We start from the raw sequence: 18,349 nt of genomic DNA, 5'->3' as shown, positions 1-18,349 counted from the left end.
AGACTTGTGCACCCCGTCCGGTCAGGACACCGGGCGCGAAGGATCGCCTCAGTTATTCGGGTCAGGCTGGAATGGCAAGTGATTCCCCGATTCGTGATCGCTCAGAGCGGGTCGGGCAGCCGGTACTCGACAATCTCGGTGCGCTGGACCCAGAAGAAATTATCGTCCGAGATCATGGTGGCCCGAAGCGCCCCGCTGTCGTCTCGCCAGATGCTGAGGCCCTCGAGGTTGTCATGCTCTGCCAGCGGCGTATTGAGCAGCACATCTCCACCCGAAAGGCCTGTACTGGTTACGGTGAACCGGCGCAGGCGGCTGCGAAATCCGATGGTGACAAACTTTCGCTCAAGCACATAGAGCGTCCCGTCCGGCCCGAAATCTGCGCCAACAGGCAGAAACCCGTCCTGCTCCGGATAGGCGCCAAGGCCGTGCCAGCCGGTGTCGCGGGACCAGGTCCAGACGCGGGCAACCTGTGGCTGACGCGAGGATGCTTCGGAGATCATCAACAGTTGCCCAGCGGCGTCGCGGGCGAGACTCTCGAACGAGGCATTGAAGCGGAAGCTGGAGAATGCCTCTGGTGAGGGCAGTGCGCGAGGGCCTTCTGGGGTATACTCCAGAACCCGATGTGGGCTTTCGAAGGAGACGTAGAAATGCCCGTCGCCAGCCAACGCCAGCCCTTCGCTGTCCTCGGCACCTTTTTGGATCGGAGTGCCGTCTGCATCCAGCAGCCGCGACTCCCGCAGCATACGAACCGAGGTGATCTTGCCTGCTTTCCGGACCAGCGTGCCTTCGACGATATGGGAACGATCAGTGATCGCAACAAACCGCGTACCGTCGCTGTTCAATTCAAGCCCGGACAGGCCACCAAACCAATCAGCCTCTTCAGACCAGCGGAAGCTGGCAATGTGCCGGGCACTGTTGCTGTCGGTTTGCGTCGCCTTCCAGACCGCAGAGGCCGCCCAGGCTGCCGCGCAGAGCGTGACGACCAGGGCGGCAGAGAGCGTGATCAGTCGGAGGAGAGAACGGCGGCGCATTGCTGGGGGAGATCCGAAAGGGTGTAGTCCCTGCGCGGTTTAGGCTTTGGCGCGTTCGGGTCAACCGGTTTTGGCGGCGGCGGGTTGATGATGTTGGACACCCATTCACGGGCATCATCACAGCCATCGCCGCGTGGTGGCGGATCCTGCTCGACGCAGCCTCGGGCGCCGCGCGGGCAATTCAGCCTGACGTGGAAATGGTAGTGGTGCCCCCACCAGGGGCGGATCTTGCGCAGCCAGCTGCGATCACCGGTGGCTGTATCGCACATCTTCACCTTTGCGCCCGGAAAGACAAATATGCGTGCAACACGCGGATCGGAGGCGGCAGCCTTCAGAATAGCCTGATGCTGCGGGCTCCAGTTGTCGTTGACATAAGCACCGCTCGCCCGCCGCAGAGAGATCGAGGAGATGTTCTCACGCGCATCGCGGCTCAGGTCGAGACGGTTCGGCGGCAGCATCCAGATGTCGGCATCCAGCCCGATCTGGTGACTGCGGTGGCCCGACAGCATCGGCCCGCCACGCGGCTGGCTGATGTCGCCCACATAAAGGCCCTGCCAACCGGGCTGACGTGCGGCCACGCGGCTCAGGTCCTGAATGAAGTCAATCGTTTCGGGATGGCCCCAGTTGCGGTTGCGGCTCAGGCGCATCGCTTGCCAGGTGGGTCCGGTTTCCGGCAGCTGCGCCGCGCCTGCAACACAGCCCTTGGCGTAGGAGCCGAGAGGCGCCGGGCGCTGGGCTGAGCTATTGCGCTTGGCACCAAACAGCTGTTTCGCGGGCACTGTGGAATTCACGGCCTTGTTGGCAAATGCCGTTGCGGATGCGCGCGGACTGTCCTGTGCCGGGGCACAGGCGGCCAGAAACAGCGCCGCAAGGGTGACGTGTCGAATAAACCTCAAACCTGATCTCCTTCACCATCCACCCGCATCAATAAGAGCAGACCAAGGGCAAAGAGCGCAATCACCGGTGTAATTCCGAGGCGCGCACTGCCTGTCATTGTTGTCATTAGGCCGATCAGTGCGGGTGCAAGAAAGGCCGTCGCTCGTCCAGAAAGTCCATATAAACCAAAGGCTTCGGTGGCGGTTTCTGGGGTTGTATGACGCACCATAAGGGTGCGGCTGGTGGCTTGCAATATTCCGCCGAAGCCGCCGATCAGCACGCCGCAGGCAAAGAACACCTGATCCGGAAGCGCTGTCCCGTCTGCCAGCGGGATGCCAAAAAGATGCGTGCGGGACATGTTGACGACGATCAGGCAAACCAGGCTCAGCACCAGTATGGCGCTGATGATGACGGGTTTCGGCCCGAATTGCTTGTCCGCCAGCCCGCCGCCCCAGCTGAACAGCGCGGCGGAAACGGCGGCAATAATGCCGAAGATGCCGATCTGGGTGATTGACCAATCGAGCACCAGCCCCGCATAGACGCCGCCAAAGCCATAAAGCCCGTTCAGCGCGTCACGATAAAGCATGGAAGACACCAGATAGCTGGTCAGGCTGCGGCGCTGCCCCAACCCTTTGACGGAAGCGACCACCATGGACACTGCGCGTGTCAGACTGGCCGTGCCCAGACGCGGTCCACGCGGGTCGCGCACCCAAGCGAAATAGGGGATCATGAACACCGCAAACCAGAGCGCCACAAAGGGGCCGACGGCCCGGGTGCCCTCTCTGGCGCTGGCGTCCAGCCCGAGCGCGGGATCAAGGCCGATCAGCGTCTTGCCGCTGTCCTGCTCGACAAACAACAGCAGCATGATGAACAGGGCCACCACCCCGCCGAGATAGCCAAAGGCAAAGCCGGAACCGGACAGCTGCCCGACTTCCTCCTTGGAGCCCAGCGAGGGCAGCTGCGCGTTGACGAAAATCAGCGCAAACTCCGCGCCGATGAAGCCGATGCCGAAACTTATCAGCATCCACCACAGGTTGCTGCCTGCGGGGTCCATGAACCACAGACCGGCTGAGCCGACCACATAGGCGACGGAAAAGCCGATGATCCAAGGCATCTTGCGCCCGGCAATGTCTGCCAGTGCCCCGAGGAACGGCGCCGAAAGCCCGATGATCAGCCCGGTGATGGTCAGGCAGAGCGACCAGCTCGATTGCGCCTGCGCCCGCGCCGCTTCGCCATCCAGCCCGGTGGCGAGGAAATACTCCGTCGCGGTGGCGGCAAAGAAGGGGCCAAAGATAAAGGTCACCAGCAGGGTGTGATAGGGCTGGCTGGCCCAGTCAAAGAACCACCACCCCCAGATGCGTTTGCGCAGGGGAATGCCCTGCGCCACTGAAACCTCTGCCATCACTGTCCCCGATGTGCCTGTTCGGGCAAGGTATGGCAGGGGTCAGGAGGCGCTGGCAAGCCTCACGTGGTCCGGGTCGGCCTCGGCGTCGCTCATCGGCGGCCAGGGGCGCTTGTCTTCTGCCGCGCACCAGGCCAGCACCCAGTCGGGCAGGGGCGGGCTGTCGATATCCAACCCCCAGGCCTTGATCACCCGCGCGGGGGCCACGATACCGTTCTTGTCCGTCACCACCGTGCGCAACAGCGCATGGTTGGCGCAGTCACCGTTGGCCTTCCACATGCCCTGTTCCACATAAATAAACCGGTCGTCCCAGCCGATTGCCCGGCTTTTCATCTCAAAACGTTCAAAGGCCTTGATGCGGCGGCGATACCTGATCGACGTACCGGCCACAGCCACTGCCCAGCCTTCGCGCTTCAGCACCCCGGCCAGCCCGCTGCGCAAGGTCAGCATGGTGCGCCCGAGATCATAGAGCGTCAGCGTGCGGCCGTTGTTCAGCTCCATCCAGATGTCGATGTCCCAGGGCCAGCAATGGTGGCGCGACACATGGGTGTCGAGCGGCGCAAGGCGCGGTTGGCGGCTGGCAAGAACAGCGTCTTTCAGCAGGCGGACAATCGGGTACATCTGAACACTCCGGTTTACTTGTTCCCTAGATGCCACCCGTTCACTTCACGTCAACCAGGGACCTTGCGGAAGGGTTGCGAAATCGGCATGTCCCGCCTACCTGTGATGCAGAGCGAAAGAGGAAATTTCAAAGATGCAGTCGCTGTTTCAAATTCTGATGCTGGTTCTGGACATTGTCTGGTTCTTCATCATTGCCCACGTGATCATGAGCTGGCTGATCAATTTCCAGGTTCTGAACCTGAACCAGCAGTTCGTTGCGCAGATCTGGTATGGTCTCAACCGTATTCTTGAGCCGATCTATGCGCCGGTGCGCCGTGTTCTGCCTAACATGCAGGGTATTGATCTGGCGCCGTTGGTGGTTCTGGTCGCGGTCTACGCTCTGCGCATCATTCTCGTGAACAACGCGAGCGTTTTCTACTAATCCGATCTGGTGCAGGGCGATGTAAGGCGCGTCAATTGAACGCCATCCCGCCCTGCACCTCTTGCCCCCCGATTCCACCTGTGGGATTGTGCCGCGCATAGCATGAGCAGACCAACCCACAGGCCCCTCACATGAGCGACGCAATCCCCCTGTTGCGCGATATCTTTGGATTCGACGGCTTTCGCCCCGGTCAGGAAGAGATCGTCGATGCCGTGACCGCGGGCGAAAACGTACTGGCGATCATGCCCACCGGGGGCGGCAAATCCCTGTGTTTCCAGCTGCCTGCGCTGCGGCGCGATGGGATCACCGTAGTGATCTCGCCGCTAATCGCCCTGATGCGCGATCAGGTCCGCGCTTTGCAGGAGGCCGGCGTCTGCGCGGGCGCGCTCACCTCCGGCAACACGGAAGAAGAGACCGAGGCGGTCTGGAATGCCATCGAGGCGGGCGAGCTGAAGCTGCTTTATATGGCCCCCGAACGTCTGGCGGCGGGCAGCGCCATGGGCATGCTGCGCCGCATCGGCGTGTCGCTGATCGCGGTGGACGAGGCCCATTGCGTCAGCCAGTGGGGCCATGATTTCCGCCCTGACTATCTGCGCATCGGAGAGCTGCGTCGGGCGCTGGATGTGCCGCTGGCGGCCTTTACCGCAACGGCGGATCAGGAAACCCAAGCTGAAATCGTCCAGAAGCTGTTCGATGGCGAGGCGCCGCGCGCCTTTTTGCGCGGCTTTGATCGACCCAACATTCACCTCGCCTTTGCCGCCAAAGACAGCCCGCGCAAACAGATCCTTGAGTTTGCCGATGCACGGCGCGGCCAGTCCGGCATCGTCTATTGTGGCACCCGTGCCAAGACCGAGGACATCGCCCGCGCGCTGGAGGCCTCGGGCCATGTGGCCTGCCACTATCACGGCGGCATGGAGGCCGAGGACCGGCGCATCGTCGAGACACGGTTTGCGCGCGAGGATGGTCTGATCGTGGTGGCCACGGTGGCCTTTGGCATGGGTATCGACAAGCCTGATATCCGCTGGGTGGCCCATGCGGATCTGCCCAAAAGCATCGAGGCCTATTATCAGGAGATCGGCCGTGCCGGTCGCGATGGCGCCCCGGCGGAAACAATGACGCTGTTCGGCCCCGAGGACATTCGCCTGCGCCGCACCCAGATCGACGAAGGGCTCGCCCCGCCTGAACGCCGCGGCGCTGACCATGCGCGGCTCAATGCGCTGCTGGGTCTGGCCGAGGCGATGATCTGCCGCCGCCAGACCCTGCTGGGCTATTTCGGCGAAGAGGCGCAGCCCTGCGGTAATTGCGATCTCTGCGACACGCCGGTGGCGACCTTTGATGGCACCACCTCGGTGAGGAAGGCGCTGTCGGCGATCCTGCGCACCGATGAAACCTATGGCGCGGGACATCTGATCGACATCCTGATCGGCAACGCCAATGACCGGGTGCGGCAGAAGCGCCATGACGACCTGTCGGTCTTCGGCTGCGGCAAGGATCACTCGAAACCGGAATGGCAGGCGATCTTTCGTCAGATGATGGGCCGCGACCTGGTACGGCCCGACCCGGAACGCCACGGCGCGCTGCGGATGACCGAACCGGCGCTGCCGATCCTGCGCGGAGAGGCGGAGATCACCCTGCGCAAGGACACCGTGAAATCCGCCACCCGCCGTCCGGCAGTGAAGGCGCTGGTCTCGGATGAAGACGCGCCGCTGCTCTCTGCCCTGAAGGCCAAACGCCGCGCCCTGGCCGAGGCGCAAAAAGTCCCGGCCTATGTGATCTTCCCCGACCGCACCCTGATCGAGATGGCCGAGAAACGCCCGCAGACCCTGGACGAGATGGCACGGATCAGCGGTGTCGGCGCCAAGAAGCTGGAGCGCTACGGCGATGCCTTCCTCACCGTGATCACCGGCGAGGCAGAGGCGCTGCACCCGGCGCGGCGTAAGCTGGCCGGGCGCGAACAGGGCTCGATCTACGACACGCTGCTGGAAGTGCAGGCGCGATTGCAACGGGGCGAGTGCGGCACCCAGAAGCCACTGACCTGTTCGGCCTCGCAGCTGGCGAAAGTGGCGCAGATGCGCAGTGATGATGAAACGGGTCTTGAACGTTTGCTGGGGGAGCGCCGCGCGGAACGTTTCGCCATGGCGTTTCTGGACGTCTTGCGCGGCGCGGGCTAAGTCGGTGTCCAGAACCAACGGAGGCAGTGAATGCTTGTAGTGACATCCCCCGCCAAGAAACTCGACTGGTCCGACCGCGATGTGGACATGACCTATCCGGCGCTGCAGGGCGACGCCATCGCGCTGGCCGAAGAGGCACGCAAGCTGTCGGTGGGCGATCTGATGAAGCTGATGCATATCAGCGAGGATCTGGCCAAGCTGAACCACGACCGCTTTCGCACGTTTGAAGATGACCCCAAATTCGAGAACCTGCGCCCCGCCGCGCTGGCCTTTGCCGGCGATACTTATCAGGGGTTTGATGCGGCCTCGCTCGACGCGGAGGAGATGGCCTGGGCGCAGGATCATTTCCGCATTCTTTCAGGCCTTTATGGGCTACTGCGGCCGCTAGACGGAATGCAGCCCTACCGGCTGGAGATGGGCTCGCGGCTGAAGACGGCCAAGGGCAAGAACCTCTACGAGTACTGGGGCAGCAAAATTGCAGAAGCGCTGAATGCGCAAGCCGGGGCCGTGGGGGGCGATCTGCTGGTGAACTGTGCCAGCCAGGAGTATTTTGGCGCCGTGGATCTGCAGGCGCTGAAGCTGCGCGTCGTGACCCCGGTGTTTATGGAAGATAAGCCGGGCGGGCCCAAGGTTGTGAGTTTCTATGCCAAGAAGGCCCGTGGCGCGATGGCTCGCTTCATCATCCAGCATCGGTTGACCGACGCCGAAGCGATCCGTGGTTTCGACAGCGGTGGCTATGCGTATCAGCCCGAATTGTCGGAGACCGATAAGCCGGTGTTTCTGCGCAAGGGCTGACCCCTAGCCGGTGGCGCGCAGCCGGCCCGCCTCGTCGGTCAGCGGCGCCACATCATCAGGCTTGTTGTCCATGATACGCTCGTGGATCAGGGCCTTGCGGAGCGGTTTGGTCAAATAATCGTCGAGGCCAGCCGCCAGAATACCCTCGGAGTCACCGTCCATGGCATGGGCGGTGAGCGCCACGATCTTGATCCGACGCCCTGACTCATGCTCCAGTCCCCGAATCGTGCGGGTGGCTTCCTTGCCGTCCATTTTGGGCATCGAGATGTCCATGAAGATCATGTCGGGCTTGAAGTTCTGGTAGAGTTCCACCGCTTCCTGCCCATTGCCGGCAAACTGCAGATCGATGTTCAGGTCTTTCACCATCTTGCGGAACACAAGTTGGTTGGTGCGGTTGTCTTCTGCCGCCAGAATTCGCATTGGCCGTTGATCTGATTGACCTGCCTGCTTTGGCGTCTCTTGGGGGGGAGACCCGGTCGATGGCGGGGGTGTCGTGTCCGTTGGGGCAGGGGATGTTTCAACGTCCATTGTCGATGTGTTGAGACCCGCCAGCGCCGTAAAGAGTGCGCCGCGTGGTAGCGGTTTTTGCAAGACACCAGAAAAGATCTCGCGGATCGCGGGGTCGCGACTGTCGGCGGGGTCGGATGACAGCAACAGCACCGGCATATTCCGCTGCGCGTGCCGCAGGCTGCGTGCCAGCTTCAGCCCATCCATGCCGGGCAGGTTGCGATCGGTGATCACCAGATCAACCTCGTCGGAGACCTTCTCCAGCGCCTCGGCGCCGTTGTTCACCGCAAGCACCTTGAGCCCAAGGCGTTGCAGCTGGCGGTTGAGGATCTCGCGATTGACCTCCATGTCGTCCACGATCATCACGCAGTTCAGGTTCTCCGGCAGCTCCGGCGCATTGATCTGGCTGCCGTTTGATACCACGAGCGGCAGGCGGAACCCAAAGCATGACCCTTGGCCAAGCTCACTCTCGACCCATATTTCGCCATCCATCATCTTGATCAGCCGTTCGGTGATCGCAAGGCCAAGACCGGTGCCCTCGAACTGGCGATTGGCTTCATCCTCGACCTGATTGAACTCGCCAAAGATGTGCTGGATTTTTTCCTCGGGTATGCCGATGCCGGTGTCCTCGATCGCGATATGCAGCATCACGGTGTTGTCTTCGGGATGGGGCACCCCGGTGACCCGTGTGGTCACATGGCCGGTGTTGGTGAATTTCACCGCATTCCCGATGAGGTTGGTCAGGATCTGACGAATGCGACCCGGGTCGCCGATGAAGCTGGTCGGCATGAACAGATCGTAATCCACCAGCAATGTCAGACCCTTGTCGCGGGCGTTGGCCTGAAGCAGCATGACCACCTCATGCATGCAGGCCTCCAGATCGAAGGGTTCGGGATGCAGGACCAGCTTTTCCGCCTCGATCTTGGAATAGTCGAGCACGTCATTGATGATCACCAAGAGCGCGTCGCCGGAATTCTTGATGGTGTTTGCGTATAGGCGCTGTTCTTCGCTGAGGCTGGTATCGTTCAGCAGCTCGGCCATGCCCACGACACCGTTCATCGGCGTGCGGATCTCATGGCTCATGTTGGCGAGGAAAGCGGATTTGGCGCGGTTGGCGGCCTCGGCGCGTTCGCGGGCCGTGCGCAGCTCTTCCTCGTAATGCACGGTCGCGGTGATATCGAGTGCAAGGCTGACGATATCGCCATCATGGCCGCGTTGGTCGATCAGCTTCAGGTAGCGGTCATTCCACAGGCGGATCACCGTGGGTTCCGGCGCGGGCGACATCCAGCGTTCGGTCATCGTGGCGCGCCAGGCATCCGCCGAGAGTTCCTCGGTGTCGATCAGCCCCTCATCCGTCAGGATCTGCAGAATGCGCACGTAGGATACGCCGGGCGAGACCTCCTCGACCCCTTCAAAGATGTTGAGGTAGGCGGTGTTGGCGCCGATCAGCTTGCTGTTGTTGTCGAAAAACGCAAACCCGTCCTGAAAGGCCTGAATGGAATGCCACAGGCGTCGTTCGGCCTGTTCAACCTTCTCATTGGCGGTGTTGAGATCACTTTTGACCTTTTCGTTTTCGTTACGAAAGGTCGCGATCTCTGCCTGCGTTGCACCGATGCGTTTGGTCAAGGCCAGCGCATGCCGACCGAGCTTGCGGTTGGCGTCCGTCAATTCCGCTTGTTTCAGCTCCAGTAGTCGCTCTGCCGCCAGACGGGCTCTGCGTTCCTGGGCCAATTTATCAGCAAGCGACATATGCGCCAACTCCAACACTACTCATTTCCAAACCTGCGGCCTCAATCTCGCAGCCAATCCTTAATTTGCCTTTAGCGCTAGTGGTATGGCGAGCATGCTTGCCATGAGGTTAACCGCATGCGAGCCTCTGCGCGTTGACAGGGAGAATGCCATGCGGCGCCTTTTGATTTTATTCACTTTTCTTTTTTCTCATATTTCGGTGCCCGCAGTGCAGGCCCAGGCTGATGATTCTGGTCCTTTGCCGGCACAACGGTTTGTCTCGCAGCCTGACACCGATCATTTTGGTGCCGACCTGCAGGCGCTCTTCGATACATCTCTGAAGTCCTGCCAGCGGGCCTGCGCTACGCAATCGGCCTGTGTCGGCTTCGTCTACAATCTGAAATCCGATGCCTGTTTCCCGAAATCAGCGCTGCGCGATCCCTCCTCCTTTGTCGGCGCCCTGACGGTCCGCAAACTGTCGGTGGATGAAGGCCTCGCTGCACGTGCCGCGGAGCGCGCGTCCCGGCTGTCCTTGCCCGGTGGCGTGGATATCGCGTCTGCGCGTGATCTCGCCGTCGAGATCGGCACGCGGTACCAGCTGAGCGGACGTGATCTCGACACGCTGGTCGAAGGGGCGCAACAGTTCTTTGTCGGCAATAATGCCGAAATGGCTGTCCGCTGGATGGGCGAAGCCGTGGCCCTCAGCGACGCTGCCGATCTCTGGGTCGAATACGCCCGCTACATGCGCGCAATGCCGACAGATGGCGGCAGTGAAACCCGCCGCAATCATGCCGAGGCCGTTGCGGCCGCGCTGAATGGATATCTGCGTGCTGACTCGCCGCCAATGCAGGCCACCGCCCTGACTGAGACTGCACTCGCACTGGAGAAACTGGGACGTGGCCGCGATATGATTTCCGTGCTGCGTCTGGCGGAGACCATCGAACCTCGTAAGCAAATTGCTGACATTCTGAGCCCGGCCGTGGCAAAATACGGCTTCCGCGTCAGCGATACCCGGGTCGAGGCCGACAGTGCCGACCCGCGCATGTGCGTCGTCTTCTCCGAGGAGTTGGTCAAAACCGGCGTAACCTATGGCGATTACGTGAAATCCGAGGCCGAGGGTCTGGCGGTTGAAGCCGCGGGGCAGGAGCTATGCCTCACCGGTCTCAGCCATGGTCAGCACCTGCGGGTCACCCTGCGCCGGGGCCTTCCGGCGGCCAATGGCGAGACACTGATCAAGGACGTCGACCTCAGCCAATACATCCGCGACCGCAGCCCCTCGGTGCGCTTCCCCGGTCGCGCCTATGTGCTGGCGCGCAGCGATGTGATTGCGCTGCCGGTGGAGACGGTCAATGTCGACAAGCTCGATCTAAAACTCTCCCGCATTAGCGATCGCAACCTGTTGCGCAGCATGCAGGAGGATCTGTTCGCACGCCCGCTGAACCAGTGGCAGAGCGACAGTTTTGACGCCACGCTCGCCGAGGAACTCTGGACCGGCACCGCCGAGGTGGAACAGGATCTCAACCGCGACATGACCACACGGTTGCCGCTGGACGATGTGCTGGCCGACCAACCTGTGGGCATCTACGCGCTCAGCGCGGCGGTGCCGGGCGCCGATCCATATGACAGCCCGGCGGCGATGCAGTGGTTTGTGCTCACGGATCTTGGCCTCAGCTCCATGTCTGGGGCCGATGGTTTGCATGTGCAGGTTCAGGGCCTGTCGGATGCCAAGGCCCGCACAGGCGTCGAGGTCGAGCTGATCTCGGAGGCCAACGCGGTGATTGCCCGAGCCACTAGCGATGCCACCGGCTATGCGCATTTTGCACCAGGCTTGACGCGGGGCACCGGCAGCGCCGCGCCCGCGATGCTGCTGGCCCGTGCGGGTGAGGAGGACTTTGCCTTCCTGTCGCTGCGTGATGCCGCTTTTGATCTGTCGGATCGTGGTGTCGAGGGCCGTCCCGCGCCCGGTCCGGTTGATGTCTTCCTGACCACGGATCGTGGTGCTTATCGTGCCGGTGAAACCATCAACGTCACCGCCCTGTCGCGCGATCCCCGCGCGCAGGCCATCGAAGGCCTGCCGCTGATCGCGGTGCTGAAACGCCCTGACGGTGTGGAATATTCGCGCCATATCTCTGACGGTGGCAATGCGGGTGGCCATGTGTTTGCCTTGCCCGTGGGCGACAGCGCCCCGCGCGGCTCCTGGGCGGTGGAGCTCTACACCGATCCAAAGGCCGATCCGCTGGCGCGGCAAACCGTATTGGTCGAGGATTTCCTACCCGAGCGGATCGATTTCGAGCAGGACATCCGCGACGTCGCCAGCCTGCGCCCCGGCGGCCAGCTGGTTGTCGACATCAACGCGCGCTTCCTGTTTGGCGCTCCCGGCGCTGGCCTGAGTGTCGAGGGCGACGTTTCTCTCGCCCCGGTGCGGCAGCTTGCGGATTGGCCCGGCTATCGCTTTGGTCGCTATGATGCGCAGACCACCCGCCAGACCAGGTATTTTGGTGGCGATGAAACGGACCCAAAAGGGCAGTCCGTGGCCATCGGTGACCTGCCCGAGGTCGAAGCCGCCGGCCTGCCGCTTGAGGCACGCTTGCGCACGCGGCTTTCCGATGGCTCCGCCCGCCCGGTTGAGCGTGAACTGACCGTGCCGGTACAGCCTGCGACCCCCGTGATCGGGATCAAGACGCAGTTTGCCGATGACGTGGTGGCCGAGGGCACCGAGGCCGGCTTCGAGTTGATCTCGCTCGCACCGGATCTCACCCCCGCGCCGATGCAGGTGCAATGGGTGCTGAACCGGGTCGAGACGCGCTATCAATGGTATCAGCTCTATGGCGACTGGCAGTGGGAGCCGATCACCCGCCGCACCCGCGTGGCCTCGGGCGAGGCGATGCTGGGCGGCGATCCGGTGGCGGTCACCGCGCCGGTAGACTGGGGCCGCTACGAGCTGGTGGTGGAACGTCTGGATGGCGACTACGTGACCGCTGCGCAGGATTTCTACGCCGGCTGGTATGTGCCCGCCTCCGATGCGCAGACCCCGGATCGTCTGGAACTGTCGCTGGATGGCGAAAGCTATACCCCCGGCGACACCGCTCGCCTGCGTATCGTACCGCAAGCGGCGGGCACCGCGCTGATCTCCGTCATGGGCAGCGAGCTGATCCACCGTCAGGCGGTTGAGGTGACGGCGGGCGAGAACGTGATCCCGCTTGAGGTCACATCCGAGTGGGGCAGCGGTGCCTATGTGACCGCCTCTGTCGTGCAGCCCGTCGCCAGTCGGCAGGGCCGCACCCCGACCCGGGCACTGGGCATCGCCCACGCTGCGGTGACCCAGCCGGGGCAGGAGTTGGATGTCACGATCAAGACCCCCGAAGTAACCCGCCCCCGCCAGACGGTCGAGGCGACCGTGACTGTCGCCGGGGCCGAGGCGGGCGAGGAGGTCTGGCTGACGCTGGCCGCCGTTGATGTCGGCATTCTCAACCTCACCGGCTTTCAGAGCCCGGATCCCGTGGGCTATTTCCACGGTCAGCGGCGTCTGGGGGTGGAGCTGCGCGACATCTATGGCCGTCTCATCGACCCCGGCAACGGCGCGTTGGGACGTGTGCGCTCCGGCGGCGATGCCGGGCTTGGGGCGCAATTCCAGTCCCCCCCGCCGACGCAGGATCTGATGTCGGTCTTCCACGGTGCGGTGCAGGTTGGGAACGATGGCAGCGTGACCCTGCCCATTGATCTGCCGGACTTCAACGGCACCGTGCGGCTGATGGCCGTCGCCTGGACTGACCGCTCGGTCGGGCAGGCGGAGGCCGACATGATCGTGCGCGATCCCGTGGTGTTGACCGCCTCGCTGCCGCGCTTCCTCGCGCCCGGCGATCAGAGCCGCATCCGGCTGGATATCACCCACGCCGACGGACCTGCGGGCGAGATCGGACTGGGAGCTGAGGTGATCGGGGCCGGGCTGCAACTGGGGGCGCTGCCGCCCTCGGTGACGCTCACCGAACAGGGCCGGGTGCTGCTGGAACTTCCGGTCACGGCAGAGGCCGTGGGCGATCCCGAGCTGCGCCTGAGCCTGACCACCCCCGGCGGCGAGGTGCTGGACCAGACCCTGCGCCTGCCGGTGCGGGCCAATGATCCGGAGGTCTCGGAGACCCGGCGCTTCTCGTTGGCGGGCGGTGACAGCTTCCTGTTCAACGCGGATGTGTTCGAAGGGTTGCGCCCCGGCTCCGCCCGCGCGGTGATGTCGGCCGGTCCGCTGGCCAAGTTCGACGTGCCGGGGCTGTTGTCGCAACTGGACGGCTACCCCTATGGCTGCACCGAGCAGGTGACGTCGAAGGCGCTGCCGCTCCTCTATCTGTCGTCGGTCGCCGAGGCCGCCGGTCTGGGCGATGGCCCCAAGGTGGACGCGCGCATCAACGGCGCCATCCGCAAGGTACTGACCCGGCAGGCCGCCAATGGCGCCTTTGGCCTCTGGCGCGCCGAAAGCGGCGATTTGTGGCTGGATGCCTATGCGTCCGACTTCCTCAGCCGGGCCCGGACCAAAGGCTACATCGTGCCGGATCAGGCCTTTGCCCGCGCCATGGACAATCTGCGCAATCGGTTGAACTACGCGCCCGATTTTGACAGCGGCGGTGAGCAAGTGGCCTATGCGCTGCTGGTGCTGGCGCGGGAGGGCGCTGCGGCGATGGGGGATCTGCGGTATTATGCGGATGTGAAGGCCGAGGCCTTCTCAACCCCGATGGGCGCGGCGCAACTGGGGGCCGCACTGGCGGCCTATGGCGATCAGCGCCGGGCGGACAAGATGTTTGCCCGCGCCGCGCAGATGATCGCAGGCCAAGGCGCGGAAAAGCCAGTGTGGCGTGTCGATTACGGCACCCAGCTGCGTGATTCGGCTGCGGTCTTGGCGCTCGCGGTGGAGGCCGGCAGCACGGCGGTTAATCGCGACTACCTCACGGCGCGGGTTTCGGGCGGTGACGGGTATCGCTCCACCCAGGAAGCCGCGTGGAGCCTGATGGCGGCGCAGGCGCTCGTCGACAATCCCGAAGACTCCGGCCTGCGGGTCAATGGCCAGCCCGTTAGCGGCGCTTTTGTCGAGGTGATGGAGGGTGACAGTCCGGCAGATCTGTCGGTCACGGCGGCCTCCGGGCGGAGCACCGACATCACCCTGACCCGCATCGGCGTGCCTATCGTGCCGCCTGCGGCGCGTGGCTACGGCTTTGCACTGACGCGGGAGTATTACACGTTGGAAGGGGAGCCGTTGGATCTGACCTCGGTCGAGGTCGGCACCCGGCTGGTGACGGTGCTGCGGGTGCTGCCGCAAGAGGAGATCGGTGCCCGGCTGATGGTCAATGATCCGCTGCCGGCAGGCCTGGAGATCGACAATCCCAACCTGCTGCGCTCCGGCGATCTGCGCGATCTGGACTGGCTGAGCCTCTGGGAGGCAGATCACGTTGAGTTCCGGTCGGATCGCTTTCTGGCGGCGGTGACCTCGCGGGGGGACGATCCGATCACGCTGGCCTATATGGTGCGCGCGGTCAGCCCCGGTGAGTTCCACCATCCGGCGGCCTCGGTTGAGGACATGTATCGCCCGGCCTATCGCGCCAATACGGCGGCGGGACGGCTGCAGGTCGAATGACACCGACAGATCGCCCCGGCTGGCGGCGCATGTTGCGGCGACGGCGGGGGCGCCCGGCCCCTGCCGGGGCCGGGCGCGGCCTGACCGTTCGGTCAGGCGGGGGCGGTGCCCGCCCCTTGGTCCAGACGATGGCGCGGCTCCGGACGCCGCTGTTGGTGATGCTGGTTGCAGGTCTTCTGGGTGGCAAAGGGCTGGAGGCTTGGGTCGCGGCCACCGAGCTGCCGCGCAGGCTTGCGGAAACCTCGGTCGAGCTGCGGGACCGCACCGGACGCCTGTTGCGGGCCTATCCGGTGGAGGATGGCATCTGGCGCATGGCGGTGCGGGCCGAGGATGTTGACCCGACCTATCTGCAGATGCTGCGCGCCTACGAAGACAAGCGGTTCGACACGCATATGGGGGTTGACCCGCTGGCGATGCTGCGCGCGGCCGGGCAGGCCCTGTGGCACGGGCGCACAGTATCCGGCGGCTCCACGCTGACCATGCAGGTGGCGCGGCTGCTGGAGGATGGTTCCACCGGTCGATGGAGCGGCAAGCTGCGCCAGATCCGGGTGGCGCTGGCGCTGGAGCGGCAGCTGTCCAAACCGGAGATCCTGACGCTCTATCTGACCCATGCGCCCTTTGGCGGCAATCTCGAAGGGGTGCGGGCGGCGAGCTTTGCCTGGTTCGGCAAGGAGCCGCACCGCCTGACCGCCGCCGAGGCGGCGCTGCTGGTGGCGCTGCCGCAATCGCCGGAAACGCGACGCCCCGACCGTTCGGTAAGTGCAGCACGCTCCGCACGGGCGCGGGTGTTGCAACGCAGCTATGAAGCCGGGGTACTGTCGGCACAGGTCGCGCGTCAGGCGGCGCAGGCACGGGTGCCGGACAGCCGCCGCCCGTTCCCGTTGCTGGCGCCGCATCTGGGCGACCAGCTGCGGACGGCCTCGCCAGCGCAGGCGCGGTTCGACGTGACGCTGGACGCCGATCTGCAGGCGCGGCTACAGGCGGTGCTGCACCGGCGGGTGACGGCGGCGGGGCCGCGGCTCAGTGCGGCGATGATCGTGGCGGATCACCACACGGGCGAGATCCTCGCCCGCATCGGTGCGCCGGACTATACCAATTCCGCGCGGCGCGGCTTTGTCGATATGGTGACGGCTGAGCGCTCGCCCGGCTCGACCCTGAAACCGCTGGTCTACGGCCTCGCCTTTGACGAGGGGCTGGTGCATCCCGATACGCTGATCCGCGACGCGCCGGTGTCCTTTGGCGGCTACGCGCCGCAGAATTTTGACGGCAGCTTTCGCGGCGACATTCGCGTGCGGGATGCGCTGCAGATGTCACTTAACACGCCGGTGGTGACCCTGACCGACGCTCTTGGTCCCTCGCGGTTGATGGCGGCAATGCGTCAGGCCGGCATGCGCCCCGTGCTGCCGGGCGGCAAACCCGGGCTGGCGGTGAGCCTTGGTGGCGTTGGTGTCAGCCTGCAGGATCTGGTGCAGATGTATGCGGTTCTGGCAGCGGGGGGCGCGGGACCACGGCTGACGGTTCAGGCAGGCGACGGCAGCGACCCGACCCCGCGGGTGATTTCCCCCGTGGCAGCCTGGTATCTTGGCAATATCCTGCGCGATGTGCCGGTGCCGCGCGGTGCCCGGGCTGGCGTGCTGCCCTATAAGACCGGCACCTCCTACGGGCATCGGGATGCCTGGGCCGTGGGCTGGGACGGCCAGCATGTGATCGGGGTCTGGCTGGGACGGGCGGATGGCACCCCGGTTCCCGGCGTCTTTGGCGCGGAACTGGCGGCGCCGGTGCTGTTCGAGGCCTTTGCTGCGCTGAAGCCCGACCTGACGCCGTTGTCACCGCCGCCGCCCAATGCGCTGGTGCTGTCCTCGGCCGAGCTGCCGCAGCCGTTGCAGCGGTTCCGGGACCGGGATGAGGTGTTTTCCGACACTGGCATCGGGGCGCCGGAGGTGGTCTTTCCGCCCATCCGCGCCCGGCTGGCGCTGGTGGAAGGCCGTCTGGCGCTGAAGCTGCGCGGCGGGCGGCTGCCCTTCACGGTGCTGGCCAACGGACTGCCGGTGGCCCGGGGTCTGCGGTCCCGTGATCTCGACCTGCCGAGCCCCGGGCCGGGCCACGCCACGCTTGTGGTGATCGACGCGGACGGGCAATCTGCCCGGGTGACCGTCGAGATCGAGGAGACGGGCTGACGCGAGCGAAAGAGGAGGCGAGCGGAATGCAGCAGGTAGGACACTGGATTTGGGCGCTGATCGCGGCGGGGGTGATCGGGGCGGGCAGCGCTGCCGCCGATTGCGCCAGCGACGAGGAGGTGGCGCGGTTTGTGGCAGATTACATGGATCATCGTCCAACCGAAGCACTGGGGCAGGGCGGCACGATGGTGGATGCACTTTGCACCCAAGCCCGTCTGAGCGATGCCTTGGCTGCGCATCTGGGTCCGGTGATCGGCTACAAGGCAGGGCTGACCAGCACCCCGGCGCAGGAGCGGTTTGGCGCCAGTGCGCCGGTGCGCGGCGTGCTTTATCGTGACATGATGCTTGAGAGTGGCGCGACGCTCGACGTGCCCTGGGGCGCGGTGCCGATGGTGGAGGCGGATCTGGTGCTGGAGATCGGCGATTCCGCCGTCAATTCCGCCACCACGCGCGAGGAAGTGATGCAGAACATTTCCAGCATCCGCCCCTTCATCGAACTGCCGGATCTTGCGGTGGACCAAAGCCAGCCGATGACGCCTGAAACGATCACCGCAATGGGGGTGGGCGCGCGACACGGGGTTCTGGGCGCAGCGATCCCGGTGGCGGACGCCGCGGCAATGACCAAGGCGCTGGCCGAGATGCAGGTGCAGCTGCGCGATGGCGCGGGCGAAGTCGTGCTCTCCGCGCCTGGAACCTCCGTTCTGGGGCATCCGGCGGAGACGATCCTCTGGCTGCACGCGGTTGGCGTGACCTTCAAGGCGGGAGATTTGGTCTCGGTGGGCTCTTTCGGACCGTTGGTGCCACCGGGCAGCCTCAAGGGCGGTGCGACGGTGAGCTACGAGGGCCTGCCGGGAAGCCCGGAGGTGTCGGTGCTGTTTGGGCCGTCGTCTTGAGGGACATTGTCCAAGCCCACCTGCCCGCGGTGGTTTGCAAGAACATCTGAGGAGTGAAGGGTTTCGCATCGGGCTTTGCCCGATGCGACCCGCGCCGCGCCAAAGGC

Annotated in this window: 11 protein-coding genes; 6 read left to right on the top strand and 5 right to left on the bottom strand. The window is 64.4% G+C overall.

The genetic code is table 11. The features are described from left to right. Nucleotides 1-101: 101 nt before the first annotated feature. From CLV89_RS14460 to CLV89_RS14445, 4 genes are read right to left on the bottom strand one after another with little or no spacing between them, the layout of a single operon-like run. Entirely contained in the window at nucleotides 102-1,031 is a 930-nt protein-coding gene (locus tag CLV89_RS14460; protein WP_106164374.1) for an esterase-like activity of phytase family protein, read from the bottom strand. After that, nucleotides 1,004-1,927 carry a penicillin-insensitive murein endopeptidase gene (gene mepA / locus CLV89_RS14455; RefSeq protein WP_106164373.1) on the bottom strand — a complete coding sequence of 308 codons (924 nt, stop codon included), beginning with the start codon at nucleotides 1,925-1,927 and terminating at the stop codon, nucleotides 1,004-1,006. Before mepA ends, CLV89_RS14460 begins: the two co-directional genes overlap by 28 nt. Continuing rightward, a complete protein-coding gene (locus CLV89_RS14450; protein WP_106164372.1) occupies nucleotides 1,924-3,309 on the bottom strand; it encodes an MFS transporter in 1,386 nt (461 codons plus the stop codon). Before CLV89_RS14450 ends, mepA begins: the two co-directional genes overlap by 4 nt. Nucleotides 3,310-3,351: 42 nt before the next feature. Further along, nucleotides 3,352-3,930 carry an acyl-CoA thioesterase gene (locus CLV89_RS14445; RefSeq protein ID WP_106164371.1) on the bottom strand — a complete coding sequence of 193 codons (579 nt, stop codon included), beginning with the start codon at nucleotides 3,928-3,930 and terminating at the stop codon, nucleotides 3,352-3,354. A gap of 133 nt (nucleotides 3,931-4,063) precedes the next feature. Here CLV89_RS14445 and CLV89_RS14440 point away from each other — a divergent pair, with 133 nt between their 5' ends. From CLV89_RS14440 to yaaA, 3 genes are all read left to right on the top strand, one after another. Then, nucleotides 4,064-4,351, top strand: coding sequence for a YggT family protein (locus CLV89_RS14440; protein ID WP_106164370.1), 288 nt, complete (start codon nucleotides 4,064-4,066; stop codon nucleotides 4,349-4,351). 131 nt (nucleotides 4,352-4,482) lie between these two features. Further along, nucleotides 4,483-6,522, top strand: a complete 2,040-nt coding sequence (recQ, locus tag CLV89_RS14435) for a DNA helicase RecQ (protein WP_106164369.1) — start codon at nucleotides 4,483-4,485, stop codon at nucleotides 6,520-6,522. A 30-nt stretch (nucleotides 6,523-6,552) separates the two neighbouring features. Further along, the gene (yaaA, locus tag CLV89_RS14430) at nucleotides 6,553-7,317 is read left to right on the top strand and encodes a peroxide stress protein YaaA (RefSeq protein WP_106164368.1); all 765 of its coding nucleotides are present in this window, start codon (nucleotides 6,553-6,555) and stop codon (nucleotides 7,315-7,317) included. Nucleotides 7,318-7,320: 3 nt separating this feature from the next. On the opposite strand, the gene CLV89_RS14425 is transcribed toward yaaA, so the two are convergent. After that, nucleotides 7,321-9,573 (bottom strand): response regulator, encoded by a 2,253-nt coding sequence (locus tag CLV89_RS14425; RefSeq protein ID WP_106164367.1) that lies wholly within the window; start codon nucleotides 9,571-9,573, stop codon nucleotides 7,321-7,323. A gap of 151 nt (nucleotides 9,574-9,724) precedes the next feature. Here CLV89_RS14425 and CLV89_RS14420 point away from each other — a divergent pair, with 151 nt between their 5' ends. The 3 genes from CLV89_RS14420 to CLV89_RS14410 all read left to right on the top strand — a co-directional run bounded on the left by CLV89_RS14420 (nucleotide 9,725) and on the right by CLV89_RS14410 (nucleotide 18,242). Continuing rightward, nucleotides 9,725-15,172: an alpha-2-macroglobulin family protein gene (locus CLV89_RS14420; protein WP_207796938.1), complete on the top strand. Its 5,448-nt coding sequence runs from the start codon at nucleotides 9,725-9,727 to the stop codon at nucleotides 15,170-15,172. 128 nt (nucleotides 15,173-15,300) lie between these two features. Further along, nucleotides 15,301-17,349 (top strand): penicillin-binding protein 1C, encoded by a 2,049-nt coding sequence (pbpC, locus tag CLV89_RS14415; RefSeq protein ID WP_423837301.1) that lies wholly within the window; start codon nucleotides 15,301-15,303, stop codon nucleotides 17,347-17,349. Nucleotides 17,350-17,375: 26 nt separating this feature from the next. After that, nucleotides 17,376-18,242: a 2-keto-4-pentenoate hydratase gene (locus tag CLV89_RS14410; RefSeq protein WP_243395022.1), complete on the top strand. Its 867-nt coding sequence runs from the start codon at nucleotides 17,376-17,378 to the stop codon at nucleotides 18,240-18,242. The last annotated feature ends 107 nt before the right edge of the window (nucleotides 18,243-18,349 follow it).

It is taken from the genome of Tritonibacter scottomollicae, assembly GCF_003003215.1.
Classification (GTDB): Bacteria; Pseudomonadota; Alphaproteobacteria; order Rhodobacterales; family Rhodobacteraceae; genus Epibacterium; species Epibacterium scottomollicae.
Note: the sequence above shows the minus strand (reverse complement) of the source record. Positions and strands in the feature narration are given on the sequence as shown.

Coding starts and splice junctions, on each gene's coding strand:
- pbpC (WP_423837301.1), top strand. CDS start 15,301: ATGGCGCGGCTCCGGACGCCGCTGTTGGTGATGCTGGTTGCAGGTCTT.
- CLV89_RS14445 (WP_106164371.1), bottom strand. CDS start 3,930: ATGTACCCGATTGTCCGCCTGCTGAAAGACGCTGTTCTTGCCAGCCGC.
- recQ (WP_106164369.1), top strand. CDS start 4,483: ATGAGCGACGCAATCCCCCTGTTGCGCGATATCTTTGGATTCGACGGC.
- CLV89_RS14410 (WP_243395022.1), top strand. CDS start 17,376: ATGCAGCAGGTAGGACACTGGATTTGGGCGCTGATCGCGGCGGGGGTG.
- CLV89_RS14450 (WP_106164372.1), bottom strand. CDS start 3,309: ATGGCAGAGGTTTCAGTGGCGCAGGGCATTCCCCTGCGCAAACGCATC.
- yaaA (WP_106164368.1), top strand. CDS start 6,553: ATGCTTGTAGTGACATCCCCCGCCAAGAAACTCGACTGGTCCGACCGC.
- CLV89_RS14440 (WP_106164370.1), top strand. CDS start 4,064: ATGCAGTCGCTGTTTCAAATTCTGATGCTGGTTCTGGACATTGTCTGG.
- CLV89_RS14460 (WP_106164374.1), bottom strand. CDS start 1,031: ATGCGCCGCCGTTCTCTCCTCCGACTGATCACGCTCTCTGCCGCCCTG.
- CLV89_RS14425 (WP_106164367.1), bottom strand. CDS start 9,573: ATGTCGCTTGCTGATAAATTGGCCCAGGAACGCAGAGCCCGTCTGGCG.
- CLV89_RS14420 (WP_207796938.1), top strand. CDS start 9,725: ATGCGGCGCCTTTTGATTTTATTCACTTTTCTTTTTTCTCATATTTCG.